The 19,420-nt window shown below is 69.7% G+C and carries 13 protein-coding genes; 4 read left to right on the forward strand and 9 right to left on the reverse strand.

What is annotated here, in order from left to right; all coding sequences use genetic code 11:
- The first annotated feature begins 54 nt into the window (after positions 1 to 54).
- On the forward strand, positions 55 to 708 hold the full coding sequence (locus FCK90_RS12280; protein ID WP_158034587.1) for a hypothetical protein: 654 nt from the start codon (positions 55 to 57) through the stop codon (positions 706 to 708).
- Positions 709 to 727: 19 nt separating this feature from the next.
- Here the strand turns inward: FCK90_RS12280 and FCK90_RS12285 are convergent, their stop codons facing one another.
- From FCK90_RS12285 to FCK90_RS12300, 4 genes are read right to left on the reverse strand one after another with little or no spacing between them, the layout of a single operon-like run.
- Positions 728 to 1,924 (reverse strand): alkaline phosphatase family protein, encoded by a 1,197-nt coding sequence (locus FCK90_RS12285; RefSeq protein ID WP_246180301.1) that lies wholly within the window; start codon positions 1,922 to 1,924, stop codon positions 728 to 730.
- Between the two features lie 38 nt (positions 1,925 to 1,962).
- Positions 1,963 to 2,556 carry a DUF5998 family protein gene (locus tag FCK90_RS12290; RefSeq protein WP_158034589.1) on the reverse strand — a complete coding sequence of 198 codons (594 nt, stop codon included), beginning with the start codon at positions 2,554 to 2,556 and terminating at the stop codon, positions 1,963 to 1,965.
- A gap of 51 nt (positions 2,557 to 2,607) precedes the next feature.
- On the reverse strand, positions 2,608 to 4,281 hold the full coding sequence (locus FCK90_RS12295) for a serine/threonine protein kinase (RefSeq protein ID WP_158034590.1): 1,674 nt from the start codon (positions 4,279 to 4,281) through the stop codon (positions 2,608 to 2,610).
- Positions 4,282 to 4,284: 3 nt separating this feature from the next.
- Positions 4,285 to 6,951: a bifunctional acetate--CoA ligase family protein/GNAT family N-acetyltransferase gene (locus tag FCK90_RS12300; protein WP_158034628.1), complete on the reverse strand. Its 2,667-nt coding sequence runs from the start codon at positions 6,949 to 6,951 to the stop codon at positions 4,285 to 4,287.
- A gap of 148 nt (positions 6,952 to 7,099) precedes the next feature.
- On the opposite strand from FCK90_RS12300, the gene FCK90_RS12305 reads away from it, so the two are divergent.
- Together FCK90_RS12305 and FCK90_RS12310 are read left to right on the forward strand one after the other, a co-directional pair.
- Positions 7,100 to 9,640, forward strand: a complete 2,541-nt coding sequence (locus tag FCK90_RS12305) for a DNA gyrase/topoisomerase IV subunit A (RefSeq protein WP_158034591.1) — start codon at positions 7,100 to 7,102, stop codon at positions 9,638 to 9,640.
- Positions 9,641 to 9,699: 59 nt separating this feature from the next.
- Positions 9,700 to 10,275 (forward strand): GNAT family N-acetyltransferase, encoded by a 576-nt coding sequence (locus FCK90_RS12310; protein WP_246180303.1) that lies wholly within the window; start codon positions 9,700 to 9,702, stop codon positions 10,273 to 10,275.
- Between the two features lie 36 nt (positions 10,276 to 10,311).
- Here the strand turns inward: FCK90_RS12310 and FCK90_RS12315 are convergent, their stop codons facing one another.
- The 3 genes from FCK90_RS12315 to FCK90_RS12325 all read right to left on the reverse strand — a co-directional run bounded on the left by FCK90_RS12315 (position 10,312) and on the right by FCK90_RS12325 (position 15,543).
- The gene (locus tag FCK90_RS12315) at positions 10,312 to 11,364 is read right to left on the reverse strand and encodes a malate dehydrogenase (RefSeq protein WP_158034592.1); all 1,053 of its coding nucleotides are present in this window, start codon (positions 11,362 to 11,364) and stop codon (positions 10,312 to 10,314) included.
- A gap of 203 nt (positions 11,365 to 11,567) precedes the next feature.
- The gene (locus tag FCK90_RS12320) at positions 11,568 to 13,184 is read right to left on the reverse strand and encodes an L-lactate permease (protein ID WP_158034593.1); all 1,617 of its coding nucleotides are present in this window, start codon (positions 13,182 to 13,184) and stop codon (positions 11,568 to 11,570) included.
- Between the two features lie 250 nt (positions 13,185 to 13,434).
- Positions 13,435 to 15,543: a DNA gyrase/topoisomerase IV subunit B gene (locus FCK90_RS12325; RefSeq protein ID WP_158034594.1), complete on the reverse strand. Its 2,109-nt coding sequence runs from the start codon at positions 15,541 to 15,543 to the stop codon at positions 13,435 to 13,437.
- Between the two features lie 379 nt (positions 15,544 to 15,922).
- Here FCK90_RS12325 and FCK90_RS12330 point away from each other — a divergent pair, with 379 nt between their 5' ends.
- Entirely contained in the window at positions 15,923 to 16,123 is a 201-nt protein-coding gene (locus FCK90_RS12330; protein WP_158034595.1) for a DUF7455 domain-containing protein, read from the forward strand.
- An 82-nt stretch (positions 16,124 to 16,205) separates the two neighbouring features.
- On the opposite strand, the gene FCK90_RS12335 is transcribed toward FCK90_RS12330, so the two are convergent.
- The gene (locus FCK90_RS12335; protein ID WP_158034596.1) at positions 16,206 to 17,804 is read right to left on the reverse strand and encodes an RNA polymerase sigma factor; all 1,599 of its coding nucleotides are present in this window, start codon (positions 17,802 to 17,804) and stop codon (positions 16,206 to 16,208) included.
- Between the two features lie 199 nt (positions 17,805 to 18,003).
- Positions 18,004 to 19,362 (reverse strand): DUF4192 family protein, encoded by a 1,359-nt coding sequence (locus FCK90_RS12340; RefSeq protein WP_158034597.1) that lies wholly within the window; start codon positions 19,360 to 19,362, stop codon positions 18,004 to 18,006.
- Positions 19,363 to 19,420: the final 58 nt, after the last annotated feature.

A 19,420-nucleotide genomic window follows, 5' to 3' on the forward strand; every position in this document is an offset into this window, starting at 1 on the left:
CCAACGGGCCCGCCAGTACCACCTGACCGGCGGAACCGAGCAAGGACCCCCACGATGTCGTACTCCCCCCAGAGCACTCCCCCGCCCGGATCCCGGGAACCCGAGCAGGACCCCTATCGCGGCAAGGTCTCCGGCCGGAGCAAGGCAGCCGCCGCGGCGGTCCTGGCGCTCGTGGCCGCCGCGGTCCTGGTCGGGGCCGTCTACCTGCTGTTCCTGGCCGGATCGGGAGACGGAGAGGACACCGAGAACACCTCGGAGTCCACCTCGGCCGCCACACCGTCGCCATCGGGAACCGTCGCCACGCCCAGCCCGAGCAGGACCGCCACACCGGACGCCACGGACGAGGGCCTGCCCGCCGGCGAAGAAGACCCAGCGGTGCTTCAACCGGCTCCCGACGAAACCGTCCCGGTCCAGGAGGACCCGGCAGCCGAGGATCCGGTCGTGCCCGCTCCCGCGGAGGAGGCGCCGCCGGCTGAACAGGCCCCGCCGGCCGTGCCCGCGATCCCGGAGCAGCCCGCACCTCCCCAGGCCCCGGCCCCGGAGCCGGGGAATCCGGGCAACGATGACGTAGGCGACGACACCGGTGACAACTCGGGCACCGACGATCCGGACGACGGTGCCACCGAAGCCGCGGGACCGGGGGCGACCGCCGACGCCACGCCGTCGGCGCAGGACACCGCCTCGGCGTCATCCGGCGCCGGGCGGTAGGTCCGGGTCCGGCCGCGCCCTAGAGGCCGGCGAGCCCGAGCAGCGGAACGCTCGCCTCGGCACGGGTCAGTCCCCCGTGCTGGCCGACCATGGTCAGGGTCCCGGCTCCGATCCGGGAGAGGTCGTGGAATGCCAGGTCCTCCGTGGCCGGCAGCACGAGCACGTCGCCGATACGATCCACGACGGCGGGCCGGATGCGCTCGCGCGGCCCGAACCACCCGCCGTCGAGCAGTTCCTCACGGGTGGCCGCGTGCACCTGCTCCCCGAACTCCGCACGCCAGCGTTCCATCGTGCGCTGCTGCGCCTCGGCCCGGGCGGAGGCGGCGACGGGGTGCAGGTGCAGCTGCAGGCACCGTGGCTCCCCGGAAGTCGTCACGGCGTCATCCAGCAGGCCGGGAATCGCGGCCACGTCCAACCGCCCCTCGGCGGGGATGTCGACCATCCCATGGTCCGCGGTCAGCACCACGGCGGTGCGGGGCGGAAGGCCGGCGATCAGCCGTCTGAGGCAGCCGTCGAGCTCCTCCAGCTGCTCGCTCCACTCGGCGGAACCCCAGCCGGCCTGATGACCGGTCTTGTCCAGGTCATCCCAGTAGAAATACATCAGGCTGCGCCGTCCCGACCGCAGGTTCTCCTGGGCGGCCCGCACCCTGGCGTGGGTCGAGTCCGCCGCGACGAATCTGCCGCCACGCAGCGCGGCGGTGGTCAGCGAGGACTGCCGGAACTTCTTCCGGCTCACCGTGACGACGTCGATCCCCGCCTGCTCGGCCCTCTCCAGCACGGTGGGCAGGGGCTGCCACCGCAGCGGGTCGACCCGCGAGTCCCAGTTCCCGAGCATGTTGACCGTCTGGCCGAGTTCCGGGGAGTAGGAGTCGTAGCCCGTGAGCCCGTGCTCGCCGACCGGCCGGCCCGTGCCCAGCGAGGCCAGGGAGGAGGCGGTCGTCGTCGGGAAGGCGGCATCCAGCTCCCCCAGCAGGGCGGCGTTGCGCAGCAGCGGGGCGTAGCCGAAACGCGCCTTCAGCTGCTCCAGCCCCAGCCCGTCCACCATGACGACGACGAACCGCTCCGCCTGGGGCAGCCCCAGGACGTCCTGGCAGCCGGCAACGCCCAGGGCGCCCGCCGCCGAGCTCAGCACGTCCGCGACCGAGGCGGAGCCGTAGCGCGGCGCCGGCGGGAAACCCGGTTCGGGAGCGGGGGTCCGGGAGGTCTCGTCCGTCATCGCGCGTCCGTCATCGTCCATCACGTCACCGGGCCACGTCACTGGACGGGCGCGCGGTGCAGTGCGGCCCGGCGCAGGCGGCGGGCGAACTCCCGGGCGCCCTCGACGGCCTCCATGCCGTCGGCCTCGGCGCTGATGCGCAGCACGACGTCCTGGACGGCGGACATGCCCGTGTAGCCGTGGTCGGCCTCGCACTGGGGATCCTCGCAGGCGGCCGGCTGCAGGTCCAGGTTCCGGGTCCCCGTCCAGGCGACGGAGAGGTTGACCTCGCTGATCGGGTGCCCCGGCCGATACTGCTGCGGTTTGTAGTAGGCGTAGGTCAGCGTCACCGAGTGCACCCGGGCTGCGGCCACCGACTCGGTGGACACCAGCGCCACCACCTCGTTGCCGGCCTCGTCGTACTGCTGGTCGTCCACGTGGGTGATGTGCAGGACCTCGCCGGCCAGGACCAGCGCGGTGATGTGCCGGTGGATCTCGTCGCGGTCGAAGGTGGTCTCCAGCTGGACCAGATGCGAATCAGGCGCAGCGCCGTCCAGGGCATCGGCGACGACGTCGTGCACGAGCTGCGGGTAGAACCCCGCCCGTTCGATGTCCTGGTGCAGCTGCTCGCCGCGCGGTCCCGATTTGGTCATCTGTCTCCTGCTTCCTGGGCCGTCCGATGCATTGCCGGGCGCGGATCGGTGTCAGTCACCGATGCGGCCCGGACCGTTTCCGTCGAGACTGCCGATCGTCGGATCCGAGTTCTGAAAGTTGTTGCCGGCACCACCGGGGGTGCCGTTATTGGTGGCCGGGGACGAGGAGGCCGTCTCGGCGGGCGGGACGGGAGCCGTACCGCCGTCGTCGGTCAAGGCGAGGACGATCAGCAGCACGGCGAGCACGAGCACCAGCAAGACGACGGCGATGAGCATCCACCCCGTGGCGGTCCCGTGGATCCCGAGCCGTTCCAGGGGCCCGTTCCTGGCCGGTGCCGACGGAACGGACCCGCCTGCCACCGACCCTGTTCCCGGCGCGGTGAGGCCGTCACCGCCCGTCGTCTCGCCCGTGCTCTCGTCGACCGTCAGATGCGAAACGCCCGGCCGCGCCTGTGCATTCCATCCCGAGGAGACCGCGCCCTCCAGCAGGGTCGCCCGGGACTGCTGGCCGCGGGGCAACGGCCCTTGGACCATGGCGCCCCGGCCCGCTCCGCCCACAGGGCCCGGCGAGGCGGGTGCCACCGCCCCGTCCCCGGTCAGACCGGAGGGCATGCCGTGCAGCGAGGCGCCGGCGGGCCCGGCTGCCGGGCCGATCAGCGGCTCTCCGCCGGGTGGCGGGGTGGAGACCATGCCGTAGTTGGTGCGGATCAGGCCGGAGTCGAGCGGCTCGGCCTGCGGCGCACTCGCCGCCAAGGGGGCACCGCCGGTGGAGGTCGGCACGGGGTCCGATACGTCACCCGAGCGGGGAGCGGTCACCGCGCCGGTGAGAGGCTGCCGGGCTGCCGCGCCGTCGCCCTCGACGATCCGGCTCCACTCCTCCGGCAAGGGGTCGAGGGTCTGGAAGATCTCCAGGGGCTCGCCGTGACGGGTCCGGGCGGGCTGGAAGGACCGGCCCTCGGAGGCCGGCGCCAGCCGCTCCAGCAGCGCCATGGCACCGTCGTGCCGGACGGCCGGCTCGGGATCGAGCAGGGCCGCGATCTCGGCGCCCAGGAGGGAACCGGCCCCGAATTTCTGCAGCGCCGACTCCGGCTGCGGCGTCTCACCGCGGCCCTCGTGCGGGCATACCATGCGCATGGCGACGACGCCCGCGGCGAAGAGGTCCTGGGCGGCAGCGGGATCCGCCCCTTCCAGAAGCTCCGGTGCGATGTACCCCGGGGTGCCCACCACCGTGCCGAGCCGGGTCAGTCGCGCGTCCTCGCATTGGGTGGCGATTCCGAAATCGGCCAGGCGCGCCAGCGGACGGCCGGTCCCGGTGGCGTTCATCATGAGGTTGGCCGGCTTGACGTCGCGGTGGATCCAGCCCTCGGCATGCACGAACTGCAGGGCGCGCAGCAGCTGGAGCATGACCTCCTCCACGACCTCGTCCGACAGCGCCCCGTGATCCTGCAGGACGCTCTCCAGCGTGCCGCCGTCGCACAGGTCCATGGCGATCACCACGTGCTCGTCCTCGGCCGCCCAGCCGTACGGGGCCAGGACGTGGGGATGCTCCAGCTTGACCGACTGCTCGCGCACGAACCGGAGCAGATCAGCGGAATCCCGCTGCCGCAGGACCTTCGCGGCGCACAGCTTGCCGTGCCTCTGATCCCAGGCCCGCCATACCGTGCCGGAGCCGCCACGGGCGATGGGGTCGATGAGGGTGTACCTGCCAGCGATCGTGTCGCTCATAGGTCACCTCCGCATCGCTCGCCTGGCGCTGTCCGTTCGTTCTTTCGGATCCCCCAGCCGTACGTCCGCGGACAGCACGGTGAGGTGTTCGCTGGACAACAGTACCGGGTTCAAATCCAGCCTCGCGATCTGCGGGTGGCGGTCCTTCAGGAGGGCGACCCGGATCAGGAGGTCCTCGAGCTCGGTCACCGCCACGGGCGGCTGGCTTTCGTAGCCGAAGAGCTTCCGCGCGGCCTTGGGCTCACGGACCATGTCCTGGACGTCCTGGTCCGTCAGCGGCGGCACCCGGTGGGAACGGTCGTCCAGCAGCTTGACCGCGTCCCCGGCGATCCCGAACGAGACCACCGGGCCCACGAGCGGGTCCTCCGTGGCAGTCACGACGACGGCCTGGCCCGTCGGCGCCATCGCCTGCAGATCCAGCTGCTCGGACCCCATCGGCAGGGTCCGGCGCATGGAGGCGATCGCCTCGCGCAGCTGCTCGGGAGAATCGATCTGCAGGCGCACCCCGCCCAGGTCCAGGCGGTGCCGGAGGTTCCGGTCGGTGCTCTTCAGCGCCACGGGGTAGCCCAGCTTCCCGGCGGCCTCCAGCGCGTCCTCGACGTCGCGGAACCGTACCGTGGGCAGGACCGTGATCCCGTAGGTGGCCAGCAGCTTGCGAGCGCGCTCACCGTCCAGCGGCAGGAGGGACTCGCCGGGCACCTCGGCCGACCATTCCGCCAGCAGTTCCTCGGCGGCGTCGGCGTCGATGTCCTCGGGCAGCGTCACCGAGTCGTCCTCGCGGTCGCGCCAGGCCATCCATTCCTGGACCCGGTGCACGGCTTCCACCGCCGAGGAGGGGGCCAGGAAGATGGGCAGCTCGCGGCCCTCGGAGTCGCGGTGGATATGGGACGGCGCCCGGGCCTCGGTGCTGCCGGTCATGGCGAACGCCACGGTCTTGCCGGCCTCGGCTCCCACCGCCGTGACCGTGTCGGCCCATTCGTCCTCGGTGACCCCCGGTGCGGGGATCAGGGCGATGACGGCGGCATCCACGTCGTCGCGGGCGAGCACGTCGGCCAGCGCCGAGCGCACGGCCTCCACCGCATCGGCGCCCCCGCCGGCCGTGTCCAGGTCGTCCCGGACCGCGGTGACCTCCATACCCAGGATCGCCGCGGTGTCCTCCATGAGCCGGCCCAGCGCCATGGCGTTGGCGATCAGCGCCGTCCGCCTTCCGGCGGGCCGGGGCTGTCCGGAGGCCACGGCGGCGAGGTCCATGAGCTGATCGGAGGTGGCCACCTGCAGCACGCCGGCCTGCTGGAGCATCGCGTTCAGCGCCCCGGCGGGGGCTTCCGTGGTCCGGCCCGTGTGACCCGGCGGCAGGCGCAGGCCGGTGACCTCCGACTTCGCCACGATCAGGGGCTTGAGCCGTGACAGCCGCCGGGCGATGCGGGAGAACTTGCGGGGATTGCCGAAGGACTGGAGGCTCATGCCGCACACCTGGGTGGCGGCGTCGTCCTCCCAGAACTGCATCATGTCGTTGCCCGAGACATCGGCGCGGTTGCCGGCCGAGAGGAAGGTGGAGATCCCCAGCCCGTGCCGGATCGCGGCGGACGTCTGCAGGGTCCCCAGCGCCCCCGACTGGGCGAAGAGACCCATGTTGCCGGCCTTGAACCGCGCCGGGAGCACCGTGGCGTTGAACGCGTGCTCGCCCGAGTTGTTCAGCACCCCCAGGCTCGCCGGACCGACCACCCGCATGCCGTGGCCGCGGGCGAGCCTGACCAGCTGCCGCTGGCGGCGGGCGCCTTCCTGGCCCGCCTCGGCCCACCCGCCCGTCACGATCACGACGGCGTGGGCACCGGCGCGGCCGCATTGGTCGACCACGTCCAGCACGGCGTCGTAGGGCACGGCGATCACGGCCAGGTCGACGGGCTGGCCGATCTCCTCGATCGAGGACTTGTAGGTCATGCCCTCCTGGTCGAACGGCACCGGGTTGATGCCGTACAGGGCTCCGGTGAAGCCCGATTCGACGATGTTGCGGACCACCGCGTGCCCGCCGTTGGTGGGATCGGCGGATGCGCCGATCACGGCGATGCTGCCGGGCGTCAGGATGCGGGCCGTGGAGCGGGCCTCCGCACGGTGCTCGCGGGCGACCATCACCGAACGCTGCTTCTCCGTGGGGTCGATCGAGAACTCCAGGGCGACCACGCCGTCGTCGAACCGCCTGGTCACGTCGTAGCCCGCTTCGACGAACACGCGCAGCATCGCCCGGTTCTCGGGGAGCACCTCGGCCGAGAAGTGGTCGATGCCGTTCTCCAGGGCCGCCGCGCTGAGGTGCTCGAGCAGGATAGAGCCGATCCCCCGGCCCTGGTGGGCGTCGGAGATCAGGAACGCGACCTCGGCATCGTGTGGGTCGTGCGTCCGGTCGTAGCGGCCGATGCCGATCATGGAAGAGCCCAGCATGATCACGAAGGCCACCCGGTCGTGGTGGTCCACGGTGGTGTACCGTTCGAGCTCGCGCTTGGTCAGCGTGGTCTTGTGCGAGAAGAACCGCAGGTAGATCGTGTTCTGCGACTGGCCGTGGAACATCTCCAGGAGGGCGTCCTGGTCGTCGGGAGTGACGGGGCGCAGATGGGCTGTCGCGCCGTCGCGCAGCACCACATCCGCTTCCCAGTGGGCCGGATACCCCTGTTGCATGGCGATCGCGGCGGTGTCGGGGGCCTGGGCGCGGGTGTCGCCACCCTCTGGTGTGGACTCGGAGACCATAGACTTCAGCGTATCGACAATCCCGTGTGACCCGGCAGTGGGCACCCACCTAAGAAGTAGCAAAGGAGAGCCCGCCCCTATGGCCCGACGCAGGTCAGGATCACGTTCCGCACGCGAGGAGCTTCCCGCGGATTTCCGGGAGAACGTCGTCGACGTCGACGTCACCAGCGAGATGGAGACGAGCTTCCTCGAGTACTCGTACTCGGTGATCTATTCCCGGGCGCTGCCCGATGCGCGCGACGGCCTCAAGCCGGTGCAGCGGCGCATCCTCTACATGATGGACGACATGGGCCTGCGCCCGGACCGTGGTCATGTCAAGTCCGCCCGCGTGGTCGGCGAGGTCATGGGCAAGCTGCACCCCCACAGCGATTCCGCGATCTACGACGCGATGGTGCGACTGGCGCAGCCCTTCGCCATGCGGGCGCCGCTCGTGGACGGGCACGGCAACTTCGGCTCCCTCGACGACGGACCGGCGGCCTCCCGGTATACCGAGGCCCGGCTGGCACCGGCCGCCCTGGCCCTGACGGCGGACCTGGGCGAGGACGTCGTCGACTTCGTGCCCAACTACGACAACCAGTTCACCCAGCCCGCGGTCCTGCCGTCCGCGTTCCCGAACCTGCTGGTCAACGGGGCGTCGGGCATCGCCGTGGGCATGGCCACGAACATGGCCCCGCACAATCTGCGCGAGGTGGTCGCCGGCGCCCGGCACCTGGTCTCCCATCCGGAGGCCACCCTCAAGGAGATCATGAAGTTCATCCCGGGCCCCGATCTGCCCACGGGTGGGCGCATCGTCGGCCTGGGCGGGATCCGGGACGCCTACGAGACCGGGAGGGGATCCTTCAAGACCCGCGCGACCGTGTCGATCGAGCAGGTCACGGCGCGGAAACAGGGCATCGTGGTAACCGACCTGCCCTACATGGTGGGCCCGGAGAAGGTGATCGAGAAGATCAAGACCGCGGTCCAGGCCAAGAAGGTCTCCGGGATCTCCGATGTGGTCGACCTGACCGACCGGGCCAACGGCCTGCGGCTGGTGATCGAACTCAAGAACGGCTTCAATCCGCAGGCCGTCCTGGCCCAGCTCTACAAGCACACCCCCCTGGAAGAGTCCTTCGGCATCAACAACGTGGCCCTGGTCGACGGGCAGCCCCGCACCATGGGCCTCATGGAGCTGCTGCGCGTCTACGTGGATCACCGGCTGACGGTGGTCCGCCGTCGCACCGAGTTCCGGCTGGGCAAGCGCCGGGACCGGCTGCATCTGGTCGAGGGCCTGCTGATCGCCATCCTGGACATCGACGAGGTCATCCAGATCATCCGGTCCTCGGAGCAGACCGCCGAAGCACGCGAGCGGCTGATGCAGATCTTCGACCTGACCCAGGCCCAGGCCGATCACATCCTGGAGCTGCGCCTCCGGCAGCTGACCAAGTTCTCCCGGATCGAGCTGGAGGCGGAACGCGACGAGCTGCAACGGGAGATCGCCGAGCTCGAGGAGATCCTGGGCTCGGACGCGCGACTGCGCGAGGTGGTCTCCGACGAGCTGTCGGCCGTTGCAGAGCAGCACGGGGATGACCGGCGCACCAAGCTGCTCGCCTCCGAGGACCTCCCCGAGGTCACGGCCACGGCGAGCACTGCGAAAGCCGGCCCCACCCTGGAGATCGCGGACGACCCCTGCTGGGTGTTCCTCTCCACCTCGGGTCAGCTGGCACGCTCGACGGACCGCACCCCGCTGGCCGAACCGGGCCGGCGCCTCAAGCACGACGCCCTCCGGTCGCAGGTGGCCACGAGCGCGCGCGGGGAGATCGGCGCCGTGACCTCCGCTGGACGCATGATCCGCGTCCCGGTCTTGGACGTCCCCGCCCTGACCGGCTACGACGGCGCGCCCAAGCTCGCCGAGGGCGTCGCGGCCAAGGACTTCCTGTCCCTGGAGCGCGGGGAGACCCTGGTGGGCCTTGCTCCCCTGAACGCCGTGATCGCACTGGGTACCAGGCAGGGCGTGGTCAAGCGGCTCAACCCGGACTACCCGCTGAACCGCGACGAGTGGGAGGTCATCACGCTCAAGGGCCAGGGCAAGAACGGCGACGAGGTGATCGGGGTCGGTGAGTCCCCCGACGACTCCGAGCTGGTCTTCATCACCCGGGAGGCGAAGCTGCTGCACTTCCCCGCGTCCTCCGTGCGCCCGCAGGGCCGTACGGCCGGAGGCGTCGCCGGGGTGAAGCTGACCGAGGACGATCGTGCGATCTTCTTCGGCCCCGCCTTCCCCCAGGATCCGCAGGCCGTCGTGGTCACCGTGGCCAGGACCGAGGATGCGCTGCCGGGGATGCCCGAGCACTCCGTCAAGATCACTCCCCTGGCCGAGTACCCCGGCAAGGGCAGGGCCACGGGCGGCGTCCGGTGCCAGCGCCTGCTGCGCGGGGAATCCGGGCTGGCCCTGGCCTGGGCAGGGCACGGCCCCGCCAAGGCGGTCTCCGCCACCGGCGTGGCCCGCCCCCTGCCCGCCGAGTTCGGCCGGCGCGACGGGTCCGGCATCCCGCTGGAGCAGGCCATGGATGCGATCGGTCCCGCCTGGTCGCCCTCGGCGCCGTCCTCGGAACAGCCGTCTCCGGAACGGCCGTCCTCGGAATAACGGTGGCAGGCCGGCGGGATGCCGCCGGACAGCCGACGGATCGAAGGAGACGATGCTCCATGCCCCATGAGCCCATGCCCTACGAGATCGTCCCCGCGGTGCCCGGGGACGGGCCGTCGCTGCACGCCCTGGCGGCGGTGACCTTCCACGACGCCTGCCCGCCGGGCACGGATCGTGCCGTGTCCGATGCCCACGTGGCGAGAGAGCTGTCCGCGGAGAGGTTCGAGAGCTGGCTGGCGGACCCCCGGTACCACCTTCTGGTTCTGCTCGCCTCCCCGGTGGAGCAGGGGAAGGCCTCCCCCGCCGGATACGCGATGCTGGTCCAGGACGAGCCGATCCGAGGGACGGTCCCGGCGAAGCAGGCCGTGGCCGGGCACCGGGGAGCGACCTGGTTCCTCTCCAAGCTGTACGTCCATCCAGACCACCGGGGAACGGGCGCTGCGAGCCGGCTCCTGGAGGCCTCAAAGCACCTGGCGGCGGAGAGCGGCGCGACGCGGCTATGGCTGACGGTCAACCAGCTCAATGCCCGGGCCAACGCCTTCTACGAGCGCAGCGGGCTCGGCATCGTGGGCACGGCCACCTTCCCCATGGGGAACATGGTGCACGACGATTTCGTCAGGCTGACCAGGCTCTGACTGATCAGCCTCTGACCGCGAACGGGTGCTCGCCCGTCATGCCCTGGGGCCCAGCAGGCCCAGCTCCGCGACGGCCTCCCGCTCGGCCAGGAGCTCGGCGACCGAGCGGTCGATGCGGGCCCGGGAGAACTCGTCGACGGCCCACGGCTCGACGATGGCGTACCCGCCTTGCGAGCACGTCACCGGGAAGGAGCTCACCACGCCCTCCGGGATGCCGTGAGCCCCCGTCGACGGGACGGCCATGGACGTCCAGCGGCCCTCGTCCGTGCCGCGCAGCCAGGTGCGAACGTGCCGCAGCGCGGCATGCGCCGCGGAGGCCACCGACGAGCCGCCCCGGACCCTGATGATCTCCGCTCCCCGTTTGGCCACCTTCGGGATGAAGAAATCGTCGATCCACTGCCGGTCCAGTCCCCTCTCGGCCAGGACCTCCTCCGCGGGACGCCCCTGGACCGTGGCCCGGGTCAGGTCCACGTACTGGGACGCTGAGTGATTGCCCCAGATGGCGATCCCGTCGACGTCGTTGACCGAGACGTCGCAGGCGATGGCCAGCTGCGCCTCGGCCCGGTGGTGATCCAGCCGGGTCAGTGCCGTGAACCGCTCCGCGGGAACGTCCGGGGCGTGGGAGGCTGCGATCAGGGCGTTCGTATTGGCCGGGTTGCCCACGACGACGGCCCGGAAGGAATCCGCCGCGCCGTCGTTGATCGCACGTCCCTGGACCGAGAAGATCCCCGCGTTGGCGCTGAGCAGGTCTGCCCTCTCCATCCCCTGGGAGCGCGGTTTGGCCCCGATCAACAGACCGACCTCCGACCCCTCGAAGGCGGCCGCCGGGTCGTCGAAGACATCCACCGAGGCCAGGAGGGGGAAGGCCCCGTCGAGCAGCTCCATGGCCACCCCCTCGGCAGCGCGCGCTGCCTGGGGAACCTCGAGCAGGCGCAGGCGGACCGGGGTCGCCGGGCCCAGCAGGGCTCCCGCCGCGGCCCGGAAGACCGTGGCGTAGCCGATCTGGCCGGCCGCGCCGGTGACGGTGACAGTAGCCGCGGGCGTGGTGCCCACGGGATCCCGGGTGATGGACTGGGCGACGTCGACCATGACTCACTCCTCAACGTACTGCGAACATATGGGGAACGTACTGGGGTCATCGGCTGCCCGTGGGGGCAGAACCTCGAGACGAGGGGCCACCGTGATGCAGATCACGATGACCCCTTCATCCTATCGACCCGGATCAGCCGGTCCGGCAATGGCCTGCCGACACCTGCCCGCCCTGCAAGGGCGCAGAGCTCTCACCCGAGCGCTCAGAGGACCAGCGAGAGGATGAGCACCCAGACGCACAGCACGGCCAGCAGGCCGAGGCTGTAGAGCAGCACCTGACGGGTGAGGTCGGCCTCCTTGCCCTGCTCCTTCACGGCCGCCGTGGCGATGGCGATCGACTGCGGGGAGATCACCTTGGCCATCACGCCGCCCGCGGTGTTCGAGGCCACGAGGAGCGTCTGGCTGGTGCCGATCTGCTCGGCGGTCACCGCCTGAAGGGAGGCGAAGAGGGTGTTGTTGTTGACCACGGATCCGGTCACGAACACCCCGATCCAGCCGATGATGGGTGAGAGCAGGGGGAACACGCCACCGGCGGCCGACAGGGCGAGGGCCATGGACGAGGACATGCCGGCGAAGTTCATGACGTTGGCCACCGACATCACCATGCAGATCATGAGGATGGGGACCCAGAGCTGCCGGACCGCCCCGCCCAGTTCCTCGAAGCCCTGGCGCCACGTGATGCTGGGCGTCACGAGCAGGGTCACCAGCGCGGCGAAGAGGATGGCGGTTCCGGAGGCGGCGAGGATGCCCCAGTTCCAGAGCACCTCCACGGGGGTGGTCTCCGCCACGATCGGCGCCGTCCGGGCGATCTCCTGATGCAGGAACGGCATCGGCACGCCCACGCTCGCCCGGGCCAGGAACCCGACCACAGCGGGCACCGACCACAGCAGGATGAAGGCGGAGAGGATGTAGAAGGGCGACCAGGCCTGGACCACCTTCCCGAAGGTGATGGGCTGCTGATCGGCGTGCAGCTCCTCCAGCGCCGGGGCGTTGGCCTCGCGGTAGATGCTGCGGGGCCGCCAGCGGCGCAGCATCAGGGCCAGCGCGGCCATGCCGATCAGCGGGGGGATGATGTCCGCGAGCTCGGGGCCGGCGAACCACAGCAGCAGCGACTGGAGGCCGGAGACCAGCAGGCCGATCGCCAGGGCGATACCGCCCGTCTCCCGCAGACCGCGCCAGCCGTCCAGGATCGCCACCAGGAGCAGCGGGATGAAGACCATGATCCCCTGGATGGCCAGGACCATCATCTGGGACAGGTCCGTCAGCGGGACCTCGCCCTGCGCGGCTCCGACGATGACGGGGATGCCGATGGCACCGTATCCGCCGAAGGCGGCGTTGGCGACCAGGGAGATGCCGGCCGCCCGCAAGGGACGGAAACCGAGGTTGACCAGCAGCGCCGCGCAGATGGCGATCGGGATGCCGAAGCCGGCCGCGCCTTCCAGGAAGCCGCCGAAGCAGAAGGCGATCAGCAGCACCTGGATGCGCTGATCCTCGGAGATCGCCGAGATCGAGGAGCGGATGACGTCGAAGTAACCGGCGCGCACGGCGATGCGGTAGAGCCACACAGCCATCAGCACGATCCAGCCGATGGGCCATAGGCCGCCCAGGAAGCCGTAGACGACCGCCGAGCCGGTGGCCGCCACGGGCAGCCCGAAGACCAGGGTGCCCAGGCCGACGGCAAGGATCAGTGCGATCAGTGAGGCTTTGATGCCCGTGAGTTTGAAGACCGTCAGTCCCAGCAGGAAGACGACGATGGGGACTGCAGCGACGAGAGCGGAGAGAACAGGCGACCCGAGCGGGTCGTAATCCTGGAGCCACATGGGTTCGATAGCCCTTCGGGAAGTGATGAGAGGACATCGCCGGACAAGGGTGGCTCCGAGACTCTGGTATCGAAAGCCACCTTGCGTTTATGTTGCAACGTCCCGACGAACACTCTCAAACCTAAGAAAACTGCTGGAAAAGCGCCCGAAGTTGCCATATATTCCAACGGAAAACAACGCGAAACAACTATTGTTCATGTGCCGTTCGCCCAGCCGACGCCGGGGCGCACCGGAAGCACGCCGGCTGCCGTCAGGCGTCGATCTGCTCGGCGTCCAGCTGGGCCGCACCCGCGATGATGAACTCCTTGCGCGGGGCGACCTCCGAGCCCATGAGCAGGGAGAAGGCCCTCTCAGCCGCCTCGGCGCCCTCCACGGTCACACGGCGCAGCATGCGGTGACGGATGTCCATGGTGGTCTCGGCGAGCTGGTCCGCGTCCATCTCACCCAGGCCCTTGTAGCGCTGGATGGGCTCCTTGTACGACCGCCCCTCGGACTCGAGCTTGCGCAGCAGGGTGATCAGCTCGCGCTCGGAGTAGGTGTAGACCATCTCGTTGGCCTTGGAGCCGCGGTTGACGATCTCCACCCGGTGCAGCGGCGGCACGGCGGCATAGACCTTCCCGGCTTCCACGAGCGGGCGCATGTACCGGTAGAAGAGCGTCAGCAGGAGGGTGCGGATATGGGCTCCGTCGACGTCCGCGTCGGTCATCATGATGACCTTGCCGTAGCGGGCGGCGTCGACGTCGAAGGAGCGCCCGGACCCGGCGCCGATCACCTGGATCAGGGCGGCGCACTCGGCGTTGGCCAGCATGTCCGTGATCGAGGCCTTCTGGACGTTGAGGATCTTGCCGCGGATGGGCAGCAGCGCCTGGTACTCGGAGTCGCGGGCCAGCCTGGCCGTGCCGAGGGCGGAGTCCCCCTCCACGATGAACAGCTCGGACTTCTCCACGTCAGTGGAACGGCATTCGACCAGCTTGGTGGGCATGGAGGAGGTCTCCAGGGCGTTCTTGCGCCGCTGGGTCTCCTTGTGGAGTCTCGCGGAGATGCGCGACTTCATCTCGGCCACGACCTTCTCCAGCACGGCGTTGGCCTGGTTCTTCTGATCGCGTTTGGTCGCGGTCAGCGCCTTGGTGAGCTCCCGCTCCACCACCTTGGACACGATCTGGCGCACCGCGGGAGTGCCCAGGATCTCCTTGGTCTGACCCTCGAACTGCGGCTCCGCGAGACGGACGGTGAGCACCGCCGTGAGCCCGGCGAGCACGTCGTCCTTGTCGATCTTGTCGTTGCCCGCCTTCAGCCGGCGGGCATTGGCCTCGATCTGCTTGCGGAAGACCTTGACGAGCGCCTGTTCGAAACCCGTCTGGTGGGTGCCTCCCTTGGGCGTCGAGATGATGTTGACGAAGCTCCGGACGGTGGTGTCGTAGCCGATCCCCCACCGCAGCGCGAGATCCACCTCGCAGTCGCGTTCGACCTCCTGCAGTCGCGAGTGCCCCCCGTCGTCGAGGACCGGCACCGTCTCGGTGAAGGAGGCCTCGCCCTGGAAGCGCCATACGTCCGTCACTGATTCGTCGGTGGCCAGGAACTCCGCGAACTCGGAGATGCCGCCGTCGTGCTGGAAGACCTCCTCGTGGGGGCCCGCCTCTCCCGCCGTACCCGGCACCCGGCGCTCGTCGCGGACCGTGATCCGCAGGCCCGGGATCAGGAACGCGGTGGTGCGGGCGCGGGTGGCCAGCTCGTCGTAGGAGAACTGGGCGTCCGGGGTGAAGATCTGCCGGTCCGACCAGTAGCGGATGCGGGTCCCGGTGACCCCGCGGCGCGCCTTGCCGACCACCTCGAGCTCGGAGCCCGAGACGAAGGGCTCGAACGGCGCGTCGGGTGAAGGAGTTCCCCGGTCCGTGAACTCGCCCGGCTCCCCCCTCCTGAAGGACATCTGATAGGTCTTGCCACCGCGGTCCACCTGGACGTCCAGCCGGGAGGACAGCGCGTTGACCACCGACGCGCCCACGCCGTGCAGACCGCCCGAGGCCGTGTAGGAGCCGCCGCCGAACTTTCCGCCGGCATGCAGCTTGGTGAACACCACTTCGACACCGGACAGCCCCGTTCGCGGTTCCTTGTCGATCGGGATGCCGCGTCCGTCGTCGTGCACCTCCACGCAACCACCCTTGTGCAGGATCACGGTGATCTGGTGCCCGTAGCCCGCAAGGGCCTCGTCCACCGAGTTGTCGATGATCTCCCAGAGGCAGTGCATGAGGCCGCGGGAGTCGGTGGAACCGATGTACATCCCCGGGCGCTTACGAACGGCCTCCAGCCCCTCCAGGACGGAGAGGTGACGGGCGTTGTATTCGGATCTGGTGGGCGACACGGCGCGTGGAACTCCTGCTGGCATATCGGGGCGGGGCATCGGGTCGATGCCCGTGACAGGCGGGCATGATCGCCCGTACCGGTTGGGACGGGCGCCCTTACTCTAATCCGCCGGGAAACGGAGCAGGGACGACGACGGACGACGGCGCGTCATCCGGAGACGTCCCCGGAGGGCCGGGCGTGCGCGGTGGGCGAAAACACCCTCCGGGTGGAATGCAACGCACGGCTCGCGTGGTTGTATTGACGTACTCGAAAGAGCACTTCCCCGATCGAGGGCTCCGACACCGTGACCTGGGCACCAGGACGGAAGGGGCACTGGCCGGTGACCGCATCGACGGGAACCGCCAGTGGGATGAAGTCTGAGCTTGAAGGAGGATGTCGTGAACGCCACGCTCGAGACCCCAGAGTTGAACGCCACCCACCGCTGCGATGCCTGCGGCGCACAGGCCTATGTGCGGGTCGTCCTCCAGTCCAGCGGCGGAGAGCTGCTGTTCTGCGCTCACCACGCGCGTGCCAACGAAGAGAAGCTTCGTCCCATGGCCGCCACGTGGCAGGACGAAACGGAGCGCATTGACGCCTGATCCACTACCAGCGCGGTCTTGACCCGCTGACAGACGATGGCCCCGGTACGGATCCGTACCGGGGCCATCGTGTTTCCGCTGCTCAGTCCAGGTAGTCGCGCAGCACCTGGGAGCGAGAGGGGTGGCGCAGCTTCGACATGGTCTTGGACTCGATCTGCCGGATGCGCTCGCGGGTCACCCCGTAGACCTTGCCGATCTCGTCCAGGGTCTTGGGCTGGCCGTCGGTCAGGCCGAACCGCATGGCCACGACGCCCGCTTCCCGCTCGGAGAGGGTATCCAGCACCGAGTGCAGTTGCTCCTGGAGCAACGTGAAGCTCACGGCGTCGGCGGGGACGACCGCTTCGGAGTCCTCGATCAGGTCGCCGAACTCGGAGTCGCCGTCTTCACCCAGGGGCGTGTGCAGGGAGATGGGCTCACGGCCGTATTTCTGCACCTCCACGACCTTCTCCGGGGTCATGTCCAGCTCCTGGGCGAGCTCTTCCGGAGTCGGTTCACGCCCGAGGTCCTGGAGCATCTGGCGCTGCACACGGGCCAGCTTGTTGATGACCTCGACCATGTGCACGGGGATGCGGATGGTGCGGGCCTGGTCCGCCATGGCACGGGTGATCGCCTGCCGGATCCACCAGGTGGCATAGGTGGAGAACTTGAAGCCCTTGGTGTAGTCGAACTTCTCGACTGCACGGATCAGGCCCAGGTTGCCCTCCTGGATCAGGTCCAGGAACAGCATGCCGCGGCCGGTGTAGCGCTTGGCCAGCGAGACCACCAGACGCAGGTTGGCCTCCAGCAGGTGATTCTTGGCCCGCTTGCCGTCGTGGATGACCCAGCGCAGTTCCTTCTTCTGCTCGCGGGTCAGGGTGTCGGCTTCGTCCTTGTACTTGTGCTCGGCGAACAGGCCGGCTTCGATACGGAGGGCGAGGTCCACCTCTTGCTCGGCGTTCAGCAGGGCGACCTTGCCGATCTGCTTGAGGTAGTCCTTGACGGGGTCAGCGGTCGCGCCGGCGGAGACCACCTGCTGCGCGGGCGCGTCGTCGTCGTCGTTGGTGGAGAGCACGAACCCGCGGGCTGCCTCCTGCGAAGCGGTGGTCTTGCCCGTGGGCTTGGCGACCACCTCGGTGCCGGACTTCGCGTTCTCGGCATCCTCGGGGGCGATGACCCCGTCGGTCTCCTCGCCCTCCTCCGCCTCGTCCGCGGAGTCCTGGGAATCCTCAGCGGCGTCGGAACTCATGGAGTCGTCGACGTCGAACTCCTCGTCATCGTCCAGGTCGTCGGCGGCTGCCGCGGAAGCCTTCTTGCCCCCCCGGGAGCCGGTGGCCTTCTTCTTGGGGGCCGCGGTCTTCGCCCTGGTCTTGCGAGGCTTCGCGGGCGCCTTGGCGGGGGTCGCCTCGGCCTCGTCGTCCGACTCGGCCGTGGTGCTCTCGGCCGCGGTGTCCTTCCCTGCGGCCTTCTTGGCCGAGGTCCGAGCGGTGGAGGCGGCGGCCGCGGGTTTCGCGGCCGATGACTTGGCGGCGGTGGTCTTCTTCGCCGCAGTGCTCTTCTTGGCGGCCGTGGCCTTCTTCGCGGCGGTGGTCTTCTTCGCCGCGGTCTTGGTAGCACTGGTGGTGCCCGACGACTCCCGGCTTGCTCCCACGGTCTCAGTGGACTCGACGGTTGCAGTCGTCTCATTCGTGACAGCTGGTGACACTGGGAACCTTTCGTTGCTCGACGCGGTGTTCTTGACGTCTGGTCATAACACCTATGACCCTGTCAAGTCCCGCCGGCGATCATAGCTCGCACTCAGGACCTGAAGGGTCTTCAGGTGCTTGCAACCATGCACCCGTCGAGGTTGTTCCCGAACCCGCAGAAAATATCCCGTGTTTGTCGGAGACGCTCCCTCATGTTCGTCAGATGCGCTCCTCGTGGGGTCCATCCCCCCATGGAGCCGGGGCGCTGCGCCGCCATGCCGTGACCGGGTCGGTGGCCCACACGGGGACCGGCCGCGACGCCGCGAGCTGCCGTAACCGTTCGATCCCGGGGTGCCACGGCGCCACCTGCTCCGCCTCGGCGACGTACCTCTCCACCAGCGAGCCCCGCGCCCGGAAGTGCTCTGCATGCCCGAGCGCCAGCCAGAGCCCCGCCAGCATCGTGGGCAGGAACGTCCGTCCGTCGTCTCCCCCGACACCCTCCGGCGGGAGGCCCTGAGCGGATCCGCTGACCCCCGCCAGCATGGCCCGTGCCATGGGGATCAACTCCTGAAGGACGACGACGCACCGATCCAGTCGTCGCCAGTCCGGTCTCCCCCGCCAGATACCGGACATGACGTGTGCGATCTGGAGGACCCCAGGCATCTCCGCGCCGCCCGCCGCATGCGCCGTTTCAGCCCACGCCTCCCGCGAGGCGGCCGGATCCCCGGTCAGCACCATGGCCAGGATCAGCTCGCATCCGAGGGGGTCAGCCATTCCCAGCATCAGGTCCGTGAGCATTCGGCTGTCACGGGGAAGGCCTGGCATCCGGCCCCGCCCCGTTCCGAGAACCCGGTGCCACTGCTCCAGGTACTCGAGCCGCCACTCGTAGCCGGCGGTCTCCGGCTGGCGAAACCCGCCGGCCCCTGCGAAGAGGCCCCGGACCTCCTCGGCGGGTTCCTCGATCGGGTCGGGCCCGACCACGCTGCCGCTGCAGACCATGGCCGCGTACACGGCGGAGTCCAGGATCTCACCCACAGAACGCAGACGTGCGGGGTCCACGACCGGCCACCAGGACTCCCCCGACACGCACCACCCGTCCTGAAGGGCGTGGCCGGAGAGGGTCCCGGCTTCATCGATCGCCCTGAGGACGGCGAGCGCGTGCTCCTGCAGGGCCGTTCGGCCCGTCTCGTCGTCGGCGAACTGGCTTCCACCGCATGCCCCGGGCGCGGCCCGGTCATCGGCGCGGTTGCCGCTCACCCGTGATGCGCTGGGCGGCTGGCCGTAGCAGACCACGTACATCCGCTGCCCGACGGTGTCGTACTCCAACACGGCCGACAGCTGCGTCGTCCACGCGGCGACCCACTCCGGATCGGTGAACCTCTCCATCGAGGGCAGTTCGATCCTCAGGCACGGACCCAGGCCGCTCCCGGCCGCCGTCAGGATCGCGACGGAGCGGCACGGCCAGTACCCGAGGGTATGCGGGACGATCGCCAGCACGTCGGCAGCCGTCCGGGCCACCGTCCGGGCCGTGCGGGTGGGGTAAGGGTTCTCTGGACATCCGCCGGGTTCTGCGCTCATGACCCGACCTTGCCCCCGGCCCCGTCGTCTGCGTCTGCTTTCGTGCGCCTGTGGATGC

The organism is Kocuria coralli (assembly GCF_008831305.1).
Classification (GTDB): Bacteria; Actinomycetota; Actinomycetes; order Actinomycetales; family Micrococcaceae; genus Kocuria; species Kocuria coralli.